The organism is Brevundimonas sp. ALps5, assembly GCF_058681645.1.
The window spans coordinates 834,738-848,766 of sequence record NZ_CM178744.1; the positions used below are offsets into that span (position 1 = coordinate 834,738).

The following is a 14,029-nucleotide window of genomic DNA, read 5'->3' on the forward strand; positions in this document are numbered from 1 at the left end:
CCCCCATGATGGACTGGACCGACCGGCATTGCCGGGCGTTTCACCGCGCCTTGAGCGGACGGGCCCTGCTCTACACCGAAATGGTGACCTCGCCGGCCGTGGTGCATGGCGATCGGGAGCGGCTGCTGGGCTTCGACCCGGTCGAGCATCCGGTCGCCCTGCAGCTGGGTGGCTCGGACCCGGCCCAGCTGGCCGAGGCCGCGAAGATCGGCGAGGCCTTCGGCTATGACGAGATCAATCTAAACGTCGGCTGCCCTTCGGACCGGGTGCAGTCGGGGCGTTTCGGCGCCTGCCTGATGCGCGAGCCCGAGCTGGTCGCCGACTGCATGGCCGCGATCAAGGAGGCCGTCAGCGTTCCCGCCACCGTCAAATGCCGCATCGGGGTCGATGATCAGGATCCGGAAACCAGCCTGTTCGCCACGGTCGACGCCTCGGCCGCCGTCGGGATCACGACCTTCATCGTCCATGCCCGCAAGGCCTGGCTGAAGGGTCTGTCGCCCAAGGAAAACCGCGACGTGCCGCCGCTGGACTATGATCTGGTGCGCCGACTGAAGCGCGAGCGGCCGCATCTGACCATCTGCATCAACGGCGGCATCGCCTCGCTGGAGGCCGCAGAGGCCCATCTGGACGCCTCGGACGGGGTGCAGCTGGACGGGGTCATGCTGGGCCGCGCCGCCTATCACGAGCCGGCCCTTCTGGGTCAGGTCGACCGGCGGCTGTTCGGGGCGGAGACGCCCGACGTCGATCCGTTCGAAGCCATCGCCCGCTATCGCCCCTATCTGGTCGCCCGACTGGAAGAAGGGGTGCATATGCCGGCCATGACGCGGCACATGCTGGGGCTGATGCACGGCCGTCGTGGAGCCCGCGCCTTCCGCCGTATCCTGACCGTCGAGGCCATCGCCAGGGGCGCCGGGATAGAGGTCGTCGATCGCGCCGTCGAGGCCGTGCGCGAGGCCGAACGGGCGTTTGAAGTCAGCCAGGCCGAAGACCGCGCCGCCTGACCAGGCACAGGCGGCGGGGAACGTCTATCGGGTGAATCCATTAGAAGGCGAACCGCTCCCCCGGCCGCCCTCTTCGGAGTTCTCCCATGATCCGCCTGACCTGCCTCTTCGCCGCGACCGCCGTCGCCGCTCTCGCCCTCGCGTCGGGCGCCTCCGCCCAGGACGGCCGGTTCGCCGTCGGCGGCCAGTTGGGCACGCCCGGCGGCGGCGTCTCGGTCCTCTATTCCCTGTCGCCGAACTTTGTGGTGCGAGGCTCCTATGACGCGCTGAAGTTCGACCGCGACGACAGCTACAACGACGTCGCCTACAACGCCCAGCTGGACTTCAACTCGCCCGGCGCCTTCATCGACTGGCACCCGACCGGCAACGCCTTCTTCGTCTCGGCCGGCGCCTTCTTTGGCTCGCGCGATGTCAATCTGGACGCCACCCCGACCACCAATACGAACATCGGCGGCGTGGTCTTCACCCCAGCCCAGATCGGCAATCTGAACGGCAAGATCGAGCTGGAGAGCACCGCGCCCTTCGTCGGCATCGGCTATGACAACACCTTCACCCACGCGGGCCACTGGGGCTTCCGCCTGCTGGCCGGGGCCGCGTTCGGGGATGCGCCCCAGGTCGATCTGAATTCCAGCGGCGGGACGCTGTCCAGCGACCCGACCTTCCAGGCGCGGCTGGCGCAGGAAGAGGCCGACATCCAGAACGAAGCGGACAACTACAAGGTCCTGCCCGTGGTGCAGGTGGGTGTGACCTACAGGTTCTAGGGACGCAGGGTGAGGCCGGCGGGCGTCGCCTCGAAGCCGGACAGACGCCCCAGATAGCTCATGCCCAGAAGGGACTGGCTGAGACCGTTCTCGACCACCAGGGCCTGGACCTGACGAACCTCGGCGCCGGCGATGGCGACAGACTTGAGCTCGACCGCCGCGGCGCGGGCGGGGCCGGACGCGGTCTGGACCGTGCGGGTGAAATCGTCCGAAGTCAGATGAAGCCCCAGACGCAGGGCGTCCTCGCGGGTCAGGGCCACGACGCTGGCGCCGGTATCGACCAGCACGCGGACGGCGCGACCGTCGATCTCGGCCTCGGCCCAGTAGTGGCCGTCGGCGGCCTTGAGCACCTGGGCGGCGCTCGCGCCGGAATGCGGATGGGCGGGCGCGGCCACCGCGGGAATGACCGCGACGGTCTCGGCATGCGCCTGGCCCCGCGCATCGGCGTGATTCAGCCAGAAGGCCACGCTCAGCGAGGAGGCCGTGGCCATCAGCATGACGGCGACCGTCTGAAAATCGAAGCGGATCATGGGCTCACGCGACTGAAACCGCTTCTGCGGCCAGATCACTCTCTCACAGCCGTCTTGGGATGCGGTGAACCGATGTGGCTGACAAAAGGTTAGCGAGCAGAGCCGTATCGGCGGCGCGTTAGAGCCCCAGTTTTGCGGGCTCGATCTGGCTCTTTCGCCCCGGCAATTCGGCCATGATTTCAGCGCGCCGTTCGTCGGTCAGACCGGACCAGCCGCCGATCTCGATCAGCGTCCTGTAGCAGCCGAGGCAGAGGCCGGAGACGCCGTCGACGATGCAGACCTTGACGCAAGGGGTCGCGATGGCGCGGGGAACAACCCGGTTCTCTGGCCGTGGCTCATGAGTCACAGGCGTGACAGACATGCGAAATATACTCCGAACCCAGACCAAAACCCTTGCAATTAATCGTTCCGTGTGCGATCTAAAACTCGACGCAAAACGACTAAGAGGGTGCAAACCCCTGCAAGCACGACGCGTCTCTTTTCCTCGTTCAACGAAAGGAGACATCAAACATGAACGACAAGGAACGGAATCTCCAGCACGCCATGACGTCCTTCGCCTTCTGGGGCGGGATGCTGGTCAACTCGGGCAAACAGAGCCGCGCGAACGATCGCGTGGTCAGCCATCCGTCCAACTTCACGCCCATCGAGATCAAGCGCCCCCGATAGGGTCCGCTGATCCGGGCCGAAGCCAGATCGCAAGATCAGACAGCAGGTTTCGACTTGCGCCACCGCGCCCCGGCCCCGACAAGGCCGGGGTTTTGCAATTCCGGAGCGCGTCGTGGCCTTCATCCTTCAGGAAAAGATCGCCCAGCCCGGCGGCGGATCGGTGCTGGTCCTGACCTTCGACCGGGCCGAGCGGCTGAACGCCCTGCCCGACCTGACCGACGGCGACGAGGTGGCGGCCATCTGCGAGGCGGTGAACGCCGACCTCGATATCCGCTGCGTGGTCCTGACCGGCGCCGGTCGCGCCTTCTCGGCGGGCGGCGACCTCAATTCCATGAAGGCGCGCGAGGATCTGTTCTCGGGTTCGGGCGCGGCCATCCGTGAGCAGTACCGCCGGGTCGTGCACCGGATCGTCCGCGCCTTCTACGGGCTGGAGGTCCCGCTGATCGCGGCGGTCAACGGCCCCGCATTCGGTCTGGGCTGCGACATCGCCGGGCTGGCCGACATCCGAATCGCCTCGGACCGGGCCAGCTTCGGCGTGCCCTTCCTGAAGCTGGGTATCATCCCCGGCGACGGCGGCTCGTGGCTGCTGCCCCGCAACGTCGGCTATGTCCGCGCCGCCGAGATGTTGTTCACCGCAAGGTCCGTGGACGCCGAGACCGCCGACCGCTGGGGTCTGGTCAACCGTGTCGTGCCGCATGAGGCCCTGATGACCGAGGCGCTCGCCACCGCCGCACAGGTCGCCGCCCAGCCGCCCCGCGCCCTGCGCATGGCCAAGTCCCTGCTCCGTCAGGGCCGCGACATGAATTTCGACCAGACGCTTGAGCTGTCGGCGGCCATGCAGGCCCTGGCCCATCTGACCGACGACCATATCGAAGGGGTGACGGCGGTGCTCGAGAAGCGCCCCGGGACCTTCACGGGCGACTGACGCGGGCCGGGATCACCACTTCATGCATGGCCTCGGCCCAACTGGATAGGTGAAGGGCAGTCCCGAGATTGTTCGGCGTCGAATGCAGTCTGTCCCATCACCACGGGCCGGCGCCGGGACGCCCGGTTCCAGCACGAAGACGGACCATGGCGACATCCCGGACGGCAGGCGCGCGATCGGCCGATGGACCTGATATTCGACGCGATCGCCGCGCCGGACCCGGCGGATGTCGCCGGCTTCGATCAACTGCGCCAGCCCCATGGACCCGGGTAAAAGCCCGGCGGGCCTGACCGCCACCGACGAAGCGACCTGGCTCGTGTGAACCGTGACCAACCCACCCGGCCACTGGCTGAGCGGATCCGGCGCCTCTGCCCAGGATTCGGGCATCGTGGCGGGAGGAGCCGGCATGACCGATCCGGTCGTTTGAGCCGGCGCCTGCATCGTCGCGGCGACTCCGGACGGCAACCGGACGGCGCTGGCCCGGTCGCCTCCGGCCATTACCACCGCAGGCCGTCCGAACAGGGATTTCGCCCGGGCCGCAGTGGTCTCCATCAGGTCCTCACGCGCCAGGTCGCCCACCATGAGACAGTTGGCGGGTTGCGCAGTCACGACGCGCGCCGCCGGAAGACCAGTTACCCCTGCATAGCGCGGCGGAGGCGGTGGGACATTGAACTGCAACCCTTTTCGCGACCCTGGCCACGCGAACGCCCGGGGCCAGGCCAGCAGACCGACCTGCGACACACGGTCCGTGGCGCCCTCGAGCCGCCAGATGATGTTCTGCCAGGATGACAGAACCAGATAGAGGGGCCGATCTCCGGGCTCTATGATCAGATCGACCACGGTCGTCGCCATGCCCTCATGCGCCAGACTGACGGTGGCAAGCGCCTCGCCACTCCCGACCCCCAGCAGAATGATTTCGGCGTTCGGGTCGGGTCGCGGCAGACCGCATTTCTTTAGCCTTGCCTCCGACGAGAGCGGCTTGTCGCCGGGCCACTCGTACAAGCCGGACGACGGCGGCACCGCCCACGAGGGCGTCGGCTCGGTCGCGACAGTGGTGTCGCGACCGAAAACCCGCGCCTTCTCCGGCGTGACCTTCGGTAGGGGAAAGGTCGTCCGCGTCGCGACCGGCGCGCCGGTCAGGGCCCAGCTGGCGCGATAGAGGAACGGCCCCGCGACCCACGCGATCACGAGGAACAGAAACAAGATGGGCGTCGCCCGCTTCATGACGTCCCTCCCGAAACGACCCGAAACGAACCCTGCACCATCGGTCTTAACGTCTCACGACACATTCGCCTCTGGCGTCGGTGCGCCGGCTTCGGCAGACAGGCTTGATGTCCCAACCCCAGATCATCGCGGCCCTGCGCGAGGCCACCGGCGAAGCGCACAAGGCGCTGGAGACCGACATCGACCTGTTCGGTCGGGTCGCCGATCCGGAGCGGCGCCGCGATCTGGTCGCCCGCTTCCACCGGCTGCATGCCTCGGTCGAGCCGGCGGTGGAGCCGTGGCTTGGAGACATGCCGGGACTGGAGTTCGGGCGTCGCCGCCGGGCGGAGGGCATTGCGCGGGACCTCGCCGAGCTCGGCGGCCAGCCCCTGACGGCCACGCCGCCGACCGTTCGCTCGGCCGCAGAGGCCCTCGGCCGGTGGTATGTGCTGGAGGGCAGTTCACTGGGCGGCCGGGTCATCCACCGTACACTTCTCGGCCAGGGTAAGGATTTGGCCGGATTGCGCTTTTTGCATCCGTACGGGGCTGATACAGGGGATTGGTGGCGTCGTTTCGTCGAGGTTCTCGACGCGGCCGACCGCCGGGAACCCGAGGCGCGTCCGGACGTTCTGGCCGGCGGCGTCGCCGGCTTCCGCTATGCCCATGAGGTTCTTTGCGGAGACTGACGTGCCTGAAACGCTCTCTGCTGACCTTGCCGTCTCCGACGCCGATCTGAACGACTGCGACCGCGAACCCATCCACATCCCGGGGTCGATCCAGCCCCACGGCTTCATGCTGGTGACCGGCGCCGATGACGCCGTCGTGGCCCACGGCGCGGGCGACATCGAAGACATTACCGGCGTCCAGGATTGGGTCGGACAGCCCGTCTCCGCCCTGCTCGGCGAAGTGATAGCGCAAGCCGCCGCGTCCCCCGCCCCCGGCGAGGGCGCCGTCTTCGTCGGCCGCTGGACCGCGCCCTCGGGCGAGGCCTTCGACGTCAGCACTCATCTGAGCGGGACGCGGCGGATCGTCGAAGTCGAACGTAGCGGCGACACGACCCACATCGGCATCGACCTCCTGTCGCGGATGGACAAGGCCGGGGTCGCCTTCGAACGCGCCGCCAATGTCCGCCAGCTGGCCGCCCGCGCCGCCGACGAGTTCCGCAGTCTGACCGGCTTCGAGAGGGTGATGATCTACCGCTTCCTCGACGACGAGGCGGGCAGCGTGCTGGCGGAGTCGAAGGCGCCGGAGATGTCGTCCTTCCTGAACCACCACTTCCCGGCGACGGACATTCCGAAGCAGGCGCGCGCCCTCTATGTCCGCAACCCGGTGCGGGTCATCCCCGAGGTGCGCTATGCCCCGCGCCCCCTGCGTCCCGCCCTGCCGGAGGGCGAGCCGCCGCTGGACATGAGCGACAGCGTCCTGCGCAGCGTTTCGCCGATCCACCTCCAGTATTTGCGCAACATGGAGGTCGGATCCTCCGCTTCGATCTCCATCGTCACCGACGGGGTGCTGTGGGGTCTGGTCGCCTGCCATGACAGCCGGTCCCGGCTTCTGACCCATGAGACGCGGATCGCCGCCACTGCCCTCGCCCGGGGCCTGGCCCGACAGCTCAAGGCCAAGGACGACGCCGAACTGTATCGCGAGCGGGTGCGGCTGCGCGGGCTTGAGGACGAGCTCGTCGCCCGCATCCCGCTTGAGGAACCGCTCGACGCGGCCCTGGCCAAGCACCTCGACGAGATCGCGTCCCTGATCGGGGCGACAGGCGCGGCCGTGCTGCGCGGCAAGAACGTCTCGACCGGCGGCGCCTGCCCGCCGGCCGATGGCGTCGCGGCCCTCGGGAACTGGGTGGCGAAGACTGCGGCGGGACGGCTTGTCTCAAGCGCCAGCCTGTCGGAAATTTTCCCGGCGGCGACTGCCTGGAAGGCCGAGGCCAGTGGCTTCATGGCCTTCGTTATCGCCGCCGAAGAGCCCTTCGTCCTGATGTGGTTCCGGGCCGAAAAGCTGGAGGTCGTGCGCTGGGCGGGCGATCCGCATACGGCGGTCAAGACGGGCGAGGCGGGCAAGCTGACGCCGCGCGCCAGCTTCACCGAATGGACCGAGACGGTGAGCGGCCGGGCCCAGCGCTGGACCAACCCCGAGATCGAAAGCGCCGGCCGGTTCCGCGACGCCCTGTTCGAACTTCGGGCGCTGCGCCAGATGCGCCGGGTCAACCAGTCGCTGCAGGAATCGGTCGCCGACCGCGACCTGAAACTCGAGCATCAGGACTTCCTGCTGCGCGAGGTCAATCACAGGGTTCAGAACAGCCTTCAGCTGATCGCCAGCTTCCTGTCGCTGCAGGCGCGCGACAATGTGGATACCCGGCCGCCGTCCGAGGTGCTGAAGGAAGCCCAGCGGAGGGTGAAGGCGGTGTCGCTGGTTCACAGCCGCCTGTACCGCGCCGACCAGTTCGAGACGATCGATCTGGGTCGCTATTTCTCGGAGCTGATCGAGGACATGGCGACCTCCTCGGGTCAGGACTGGGCCACGCTGATCCATACCGAATTGGCGCCGATCAGCATCGAGGCCGGTCGCGCCGTGACCTTCGGCCTGGTCCTGACCGAACTGATCATCAACGCCCAGAAATACGCCTATGGCGGCAGCCCGGGCCCTTTGTACGTGACGCTGGAGGAAGACCGCGGCTCTGCCCGGGTCATCGTCGCCGACGAGGGGGTGGGCGGGCACCAGTCGGGCAAGGGCTTCGGCTCGCGCCTGATCGAAAGCCTGGCCGGCCAGCTGGGGGCGGCGATCGAATATCGGGCCGCCAGGCCGGGTCTGCGGGTCATCCTGACGGCGCCGATCGGCTGACGGGTCTGGCGGGGGACGCATCAGCGCCCATATGCGGACGAACCCCTGAGGACAATCGCCATGCCGACCCCGATCAAGATCGACTTCGTCTCCGACGTCTCCTGCCCCTGGTGCGTGATCGGACTGGGCGGGCTGGAGACGGCGATCGGCCGGGTCGGGGATCTGGCGGACGTCGACATCCACTTCCAGCCGTTCGAGCTGAACCCGCAGATGGCGCCCGAGGGCGAGAACATCGTCGAACACATCGGCCGCAAATATGGGGCGACGCCGCAGCAGTCGGCCCAGACCCGGGCCATGATCAAGGGCCGCGCCGCCGAATACGGCTTCGAGATGCGGATGACGGATGAGAGCCGCATCTACAACACCTTCGACGCCCACCGGCTGCTGCACTGGGCGGAAGAGAGCGGCAGGCAGGCGGCGCTGAAGGCGGCCCTGTTCGAGGCCTATTTCACGAAACAGCTGAACCCCGGAGACCCTGAGGTCCTGGCCGATGCGGCGGCCTCGGTCGGACTGGACCGGGCGGAGGCGGCGGAGGTGCTGGCCTCGGGCCGCTATGCCGCCGAGGTGCGCGCGGCGCAAGAGCTGTGGCGCAGCCGGGGGATCAGCTCCGTCCCGGCCGTCATCATCAATGACAAATATCTGATCTCGGGCGGTCAGCCCGCCGAGGTCTTCGAAGGCGCCCTGAGGCAGGTCGCGGCGGAGGCCTAGAGTCCTTCTCCCGCAAGGGGAGAAGGATCAGATTACGCCCCCGGCTGACGCATCGAACGCGTGGCCGGCACGCCGTTGGACGGAGCGCGCGGGGCGCCGGCGGTCTGGCCGGGCTTCATGAACTTGACCAGGACGCGCTGGCCGATCAGCAGGGGCGCGTCGCCGGCCGAGACCACGACCTCGACGACGCGTTCGTCGGAGCGTTGCGACGGGTCGTCGGACGCCAGTTTGCGGGCGCCGAAGACGGCGGCGCGGCGCAGGACCGAACCGATATAGACCTTGGTCGGGTCGCCTTCCGGCGTGATCTCGACGGCCTGACCGGCGGCGATGTTGGGGATGTCGGATTCGACGATCTCGGCGCGGGCGATGCGCGGGGCGTCGGGCTCCAGATCGAACATGGCCGAGACGTTCAGGGTCGAGGCGCCGGCGCCGGGGTTGGCGTAGCGGCGAACGATGCGGCCGGCCATGGGGCTGCGGATCACCGTCAGCTCTTCGTTGTAGAGCGACTGAGACAGCTGGGCGCGGGCGGTCTGGACGGCGGCCGTCTGGGACCCCAGGCGGGCCTGGGCCATGTCGATGGCGTCCTGGGCCTGGTCGATGCGCTGGGCGGCGACGAAGTTGGTGGCGACCAGCTTCTGCAGGCGGTCGCGCTCGCGCTGGGCGGTGCGGATGTCGACGCGGATCTGGGCCAGCTGGCTTTCCGACTGGGCGACGGCGGCGCGGGCGCTCTGGACGGCCAGACGGGCTTCATCGTCTTCCTGCCGGGCCAGGATCTGGCCGGCGACGACGCGGTCGCCTTCCTGGACCAGGACTTCGCGAATGATGCCGCCGCGACGGGCCGCGACCTGGATGATGCCGCCCTCGATATCGACTTTGCCGTTGGCGATAGCCGCATAGGGGCTCTCGACCTTGGTCGCCGCGGCCTTCTCGACCTCGGCCTTCTTGGCGGCCTGTCCCTTGCTGACGACGAGGAAGCCGACGACCAGCACGATGATCAGCAGAAGGCCGATCCAGGTCCATTTGTTCTTCAGAAAGGCGGGCATTTGCGTTGGGTCCTGAGGGATCGTGTTCTGGCGATTAGTGGTGCGAGGAGAGGGTGGCGGTCGGGTCGGGGACCCGCCGCTCGTCGGAGACGATGACGCCGTCCTCGATCTTGATGACCCGGTCGGCCCAGGCCTCGAGGCGGGGATCGTGGGTCACGCAGATGACGGCGGCGCCGTGTTCAGTGGCGGCGCGACGCAGCAGGCGGATGACCACCTGGCCGTTCTCGCCGTCCAGCGCCGAGGTCGGTTCGTCGGCGAAGAGGATCTTGGGATCCTTGGCCAGGGCCCGGGCGATGGCGACGCGCTGCTTCTCACCGCCCGACAGGATGGCGGGGCGCTGGTGCAGGCGATGCGACAGTCCGACCTCGGTCAGGGCCTCGGTGGCGCGCTTCTTCGCCTGGCCGGGCGTGAGGCCCTGGAATTTGAGCACGATCTCGACCTGCTGCAGGGCGGTCAGGGCCGGGAACAGGTTGAAGCCCTGGAAGATGAAGCCGCAGTGGTCCAGGCGGAACTTGTCGATCCGGCCGCTGGAAAGCTTCCACAGATCATCGACGTCGAGGGCGTCGACGCGGCCTTCCTCCGGACGCAGCAGGCCCGAGAGCGCCGCGATCAGGGTCGACTTGCCCGAGCCCGAGGGCCCCATGACCATGGTCAGATCGCCGTGGCGGGCATCGAAATCGACGCCTTTGAGCACCTCGACGTAAGCCTTGCCGGACTTGAAGCGCTTGACCAGCTTCTTGGCCTCGATGGCGAAGTCGCCGTGCTTGCCGTGAACTTTCGTATGGGCGTTCATCGCAGCAGGTCCGCCGGTTGGCTGTTCTTGAGGATGCCCAGCGACAGGATGCCGGACAGCATGGCGATCAGGATCAGACCGCCGCCGACCACCACCAGCAGCATGGGCGGCAGGGCGATGATGACGGCGTTGGCCATGGCCAGCAGCGACACCAGCCAGGTCAGGACGATGGCCGCCACCACCCCGACGCAGCCGACCCAGAAGCTGAGCTCGACCACGATCCGGTTGAGCGAACCCATGCCGACGCCGAGCGCCCGCAGGGAGGCGAACTCCTTGATGTTGGCCATGATGGCGCCGCGCAGGGTCTGCCAGGTGATGGCTACGCCGATGATGGTGCCGAGCACCACGCAGCCGCCGATGATGATGACCAGGATGCCCTCTTCGAACATGGCGCCGGCGTTGGCGTCGGCCAGTTCCTGACGCGTCCAGGCCTTCCACTGGCCGTTGCCGATGGCGTTGAGCTGAGCGGCGACGATCTGGGAACGGGCGGGATCGCGCAGCTTGACCATCAGCGGTCCGACGCGCGGACCGGTGTCGGCCTGGCCCACCATCCGCAGGGTGTCGCGCGACATCACGATGGTGGACTGCATCATGTTGGGATAGCCGCGCAGGACGGCGACCACGGTCACGGTCTGGCCGTTATACAGCGCCTTGTCGCCCAGTTTGACGCCCAGCGGCTTGAGCGCCGTCTCGTCGATGGCGACCGTATAGGGCTGGCGCAGGGCGTCGATCAGTTCCTGGGAATAGTCGGTCGGAATGGTCACCGAACCGGGCGTGGTGTCGATGATCGAGGTCTGGACGAACTGCTGCTTGGGCGCACCGCGCCGGGCGCGTTCGGCCTGGGACATGGTCGGATCGACGTTCTTGATCGACTGGAACGAGCCGCCGGCACCGTCCAGCGGCTTAACCTCGACCACCTCGGGGTGGTTGTAGGCGAGCGGGATGAACCGGCGCGGCACGCCCGAGGGGCCGCCCATCAGGCTTTTGGCGCCCGGCTGCATGATGATGATGTCGGCGCTGGAACGTTCGATCGTGGCGGTGAAGCCCTTACCGATGCCGATGAAGACACCGGTCATGGCCAGGACCAGGAGGCCGGACAGGGCGAGCGCCATGACGGCGGCCATATAGCGCCGCCACTCGAACAGCAGCGTGGATAGTGCAAGCGACATGGAAAAGCGTTTCAACCCCGAAGTGTTGCCGTTATCTGAGGCCGCCGGAGATCAAGACCAAGTTAAATCGGGGTAAGGCGCCGCGTCGGCCGAAGGGCGTGTCGCGACGACACAGGCCGACGGCATGGACAGGTCCCCCGGCTTGGGTCTAGCACTCCCGCGTTCCAATCGGAGATCGACCCTATGTCGCTACGTTTCACCGTCTCACTCGCTACGCTCGGCGCGGCCACGGCTGTCCTGTCCGCCGCCTCTACCCCCGCGAAGGCGGACGAGGGCATGTGGACCTTCGACAACTTCCCGATCCAGACGGTGAACGACAAATACGGCACCCACATCGACCAGGCCTGGCTGGACCATGTCCGTAACTCGGCGGTCCGCATCAACGGCTGCTCAGCCTCGCTGGTCTCGGGCGAAGGCCTGATCCTGACCAACTGGCACTGCGTCGTCGGCTGCGCCCAGGAACTGTCCTCGGCCGAGCATGACTACGTCAAGAACGGCTTCCTGACCGCCAACCGCGAGGAAGAGAAGGAATGCCCCGGCGAGACCGCCGAGATCCTGACCGACATCGTCGACGTCACCGACCGGGTTCTGGGCGCCGGCCAGGGCCTGGAGGGCGCGGCCTTCGTCCAGGCGCGCGCCGCCGAGACGACGAAGATCGAGGACGAGAACTGCACCGACAAGGAAACCCAGACCTGTCAGGTCATCAGCTTCTACCGCGGCGGCCGCTACGCCCTGTACAAGTTCCGCAAGTACGAGGACGTCCGTCTGGTCTTCGCCCCGGAGAACCAGGCCGCCTTCTTCGGTGGGGACCCCGACAACTTCAACTTCCCGCGCTACGCCCTCGATACCGGCTTCCTGCGCATCTATGAGGACGGCAAGCCGGTCTCGACCCCGACCCACCTGACCTGGAACCCGAACCCGCCCAAGGAAGGCGACGTCACCTTCGTCGCGGGCAACCCGGGCTCGACCTCGCGCCTGCTGACCATGTCGCAGCTGGAACGCCTGCGCGATCAGGTGAACCCGATCACCCTGATCCAGGCCTCGGAGCTGCGCGGCCGGCTGCAGGAATATGCGACCACCTCGGAAGAGGCCAAGCGGGTCGTCTTCGACCCCCTGTTCGGCCTGGAGAACAGCTTCAAGGTCTATTACGGCCAGGAAGGCGCCCTGACCGACCCGGCCTTCATGGGCAAGAAGCGTGAGGAAGAGGCCGAGCTGCGCGCCCGCGTCGCCGCCGATCCCGCCATCGCCGCCCGCATCGGCGATCCGTGGGGTGATCTGGAGCGCGTCCAGGCCTCGGCTCGCGACCTCTACCTGCCCTACCGCCAGCTGGAAGCCTCGGCCGGCGGCGGCTCGGACCTGTACCGCTACGCCAAGACCATCGTCCGCGCGGCGAAGGAACGCGCCAAGCCCCTGGCCGAACGCCGCGCCGGCTATACCGACGCCGCCCTGGCCCAGCAGGCCCGGCGTCTGGCCGAAGTCACCCCGATCGATCAGGGTCTGGAAGAAATCTACCTGACCCACTGGATGCTGAAGACGCGGGAGTACCTGACCGTCGACAACGCCGAGGTGAAGGCCATGCTCGGCAAGGACGCTCCGGCCGACATCGCCGACCGTCTGGTTCAGGGTACGAAGCTGGGCGATCCGGCCGTCCGTGCACAGATGTTCGCCATGACGCCGGAACAGCTGGCCGCCTCCGGCGACCCGATGATCGCCTTCGTCCTGGCCAATGACGACGCGGCCCAGGCCGTGCGCGCCCAGTGGGACTCGGCGGTCAACGGCCCGACCGCCAAGGCCGGCGAGAAGATCGCCCAGGCCCGGTTCGCGGTCTACGGCACCAACCTCTATCCCGACGCGACCTTCTCGCTTCGCCTGTCCTATGGCGCTGTCGAGGGCTGGACCTATCGCGGCGTCACCGTCCCGCCCTTCACCTATATGGGCGGCCTCTATGAGCGGGCCACGGGCGCCGAGCCGTTCAACGCGGCCCAGGCCTTCCTCGACAACGAGTCGAAGGTGAACAAGCAGACCGTCTACGACTTCGTCTCGACCAACGACATCATCGGCGGCAACTCGGGCTCGCCCGTGATCAACGCCAGGGGTGAAGTCATCGGCGCGGCCTTCGACGGCAACATCCACTCGCTGGGCGGGTCGTTCGGCTACGACGGCACGCTGAACCGGACGGTGACGGTCTCGACCGCCGCCATCACCGAGGCCCTGCGCAACATCTACCACCAGCCCCGCCTGCTAGCGGAACTGGGGGTTCGCTGATCGATATCTCCTCCCCGTTCGCTGCTTTGCGAATGGGGAGGGGGACCACGAAGTGGTGGAGGGGCTCTCGCCGCACCACGATCTGAAGACCTCGGACCGCGTCCGCTTCAAGACCCCC

The 14,029-nt window shown here is 67.7% G+C and carries 14 protein-coding genes; 8 read left to right on the forward strand and 6 right to left on the reverse strand.

Annotation, left to right across the window (positions count from 1 at the left end; all coding sequences use genetic code 11):
• The first annotated feature begins 5 nt into the window (after positions 1 to 5).
• Positions 6 to 1,001 carry a tRNA dihydrouridine(20/20a) synthase DusA gene (gene dusA / locus ACW172_RS03935; protein ID WP_492034934.1) on the forward strand — a complete coding sequence of 332 codons (996 nt, stop codon included), beginning with the start codon at positions 6 to 8 and terminating at the stop codon, positions 999 to 1,001.
• An 86-nt stretch (positions 1,002 to 1,087) separates the two neighbouring features.
• Entirely contained in the window at positions 1,088 to 1,762 is a 675-nt protein-coding gene (locus ACW172_RS03940; RefSeq protein ID WP_492033885.1) for a hypothetical protein, read from the forward strand.
• Here the strand turns inward: ACW172_RS03940 and ACW172_RS03945 are convergent.
• Together ACW172_RS03945 and ACW172_RS03950 are read right to left on the reverse strand one after the other, a co-directional pair.
• Positions 1,759 to 2,292, reverse strand: coding sequence for a TIGR02281 family clan AA aspartic protease (locus ACW172_RS03945; protein WP_492033886.1), 534 nt, complete (start codon positions 2,290 to 2,292; stop codon positions 1,759 to 1,761). The genes ACW172_RS03940 and ACW172_RS03945 overlap by 4 nt on opposite strands.
• A 118-nt stretch (positions 2,293 to 2,410) precedes the next feature.
• Positions 2,411 to 2,653, reverse strand: a complete 243-nt coding sequence (locus ACW172_RS03950; protein ID WP_492033887.1) for a DUF1289 domain-containing protein — start codon at positions 2,651 to 2,653, stop codon at positions 2,411 to 2,413.
• Between the two features lie 149 nt (positions 2,654 to 2,802).
• On the opposite strand from ACW172_RS03950, the gene ACW172_RS03955 reads away from it, so the two are divergent.
• Together ACW172_RS03955 and ACW172_RS03960 are read left to right on the forward strand one after the other, a co-directional pair.
• Positions 2,803 to 2,958 carry a hypothetical protein gene (locus ACW172_RS03955; protein WP_492033888.1) on the forward strand — a complete coding sequence of 52 codons (156 nt, stop codon included), beginning with the start codon at positions 2,803 to 2,805 and terminating at the stop codon, positions 2,956 to 2,958.
• Between the two features lie 112 nt (positions 2,959 to 3,070).
• Complete coding sequence (locus ACW172_RS03960; protein ID WP_492033889.1) at positions 3,071 to 3,883, forward strand: crotonase/enoyl-CoA hydratase family protein; 813 nt, start codon at positions 3,071 to 3,073, stop codon at positions 3,881 to 3,883.
• A 12-nt stretch (positions 3,884 to 3,895) separates the two neighbouring features.
• Here the strand turns inward: ACW172_RS03960 and ACW172_RS03965 are convergent, their stop codons facing one another.
• Positions 3,896 to 5,107, reverse strand: coding sequence for a hypothetical protein (locus ACW172_RS03965; RefSeq protein WP_492033890.1), 1,212 nt, complete (start codon positions 5,105 to 5,107; stop codon positions 3,896 to 3,898).
• A gap of 107 nt (positions 5,108 to 5,214) precedes the next feature.
• Between ACW172_RS03965 and ACW172_RS03970 the strand changes: the two genes are divergently transcribed.
• From ACW172_RS03970 to ACW172_RS03980, 3 genes are read left to right on the forward strand one after another with little or no spacing between them, the layout of a single operon-like run.
• The gene (locus ACW172_RS03970) at positions 5,215 to 5,772 is read left to right on the forward strand and encodes a biliverdin-producing heme oxygenase (RefSeq protein ID WP_492033891.1); all 558 of its coding nucleotides are present in this window, start codon (positions 5,215 to 5,217) and stop codon (positions 5,770 to 5,772) included.
• Between the two features lies 1 nt (position 5,773).
• Positions 5,774 to 7,933, forward strand: a complete 2,160-nt coding sequence (locus tag ACW172_RS03975; RefSeq protein WP_492033892.1) for a histidine kinase dimerization/phosphoacceptor domain -containing protein — start codon at positions 5,774 to 5,776, stop codon at positions 7,931 to 7,933.
• Between the two features lie 60 nt (positions 7,934 to 7,993).
• Entirely contained in the window at positions 7,994 to 8,641 is a 648-nt protein-coding gene (locus tag ACW172_RS03980; protein ID WP_492033893.1) for a DsbA family oxidoreductase, read from the forward strand.
• Between the two features lie 32 nt (positions 8,642 to 8,673).
• Here the strand turns inward: ACW172_RS03980 and ACW172_RS03985 are convergent, their stop codons facing one another.
• The 3 genes from ACW172_RS03985 to ACW172_RS03995 are packed head-to-tail and all read right to left on the reverse strand — an operon-like array spanning position 8,674 to position 11,646.
• Positions 8,674 to 9,684, reverse strand: coding sequence for an efflux RND transporter periplasmic adaptor subunit (locus ACW172_RS03985; protein ID WP_492033894.1), 1,011 nt, complete (start codon positions 9,682 to 9,684; stop codon positions 8,674 to 8,676).
• 34 nt (positions 9,685 to 9,718) lie between these two features.
• Positions 9,719 to 10,477 carry an ABC transporter ATP-binding protein gene (locus ACW172_RS03990; protein ID WP_492033895.1) on the reverse strand — a complete coding sequence of 253 codons (759 nt, stop codon included), beginning with the start codon at positions 10,475 to 10,477 and terminating at the stop codon, positions 9,719 to 9,721.
• Entirely contained in the window at positions 10,474 to 11,646 is a 1,173-nt protein-coding gene (locus tag ACW172_RS03995) for an ABC transporter permease (protein ID WP_492033896.1), read from the reverse strand. The genes ACW172_RS03990 and ACW172_RS03995 overlap by 4 nt, the downstream gene beginning before the upstream one ends.
• Before the next feature lie 183 nt (positions 11,647 to 11,829).
• Between ACW172_RS03995 and ACW172_RS04000 the strand changes: the two genes are divergently transcribed.
• The gene (locus ACW172_RS04000; protein WP_492033897.1) at positions 11,830 to 13,911 is read left to right on the forward strand and encodes a S46 family peptidase; all 2,082 of its coding nucleotides are present in this window, start codon (positions 11,830 to 11,832) and stop codon (positions 13,909 to 13,911) included.
• Positions 13,912 to 14,029: the final 118 nt, after the last annotated feature.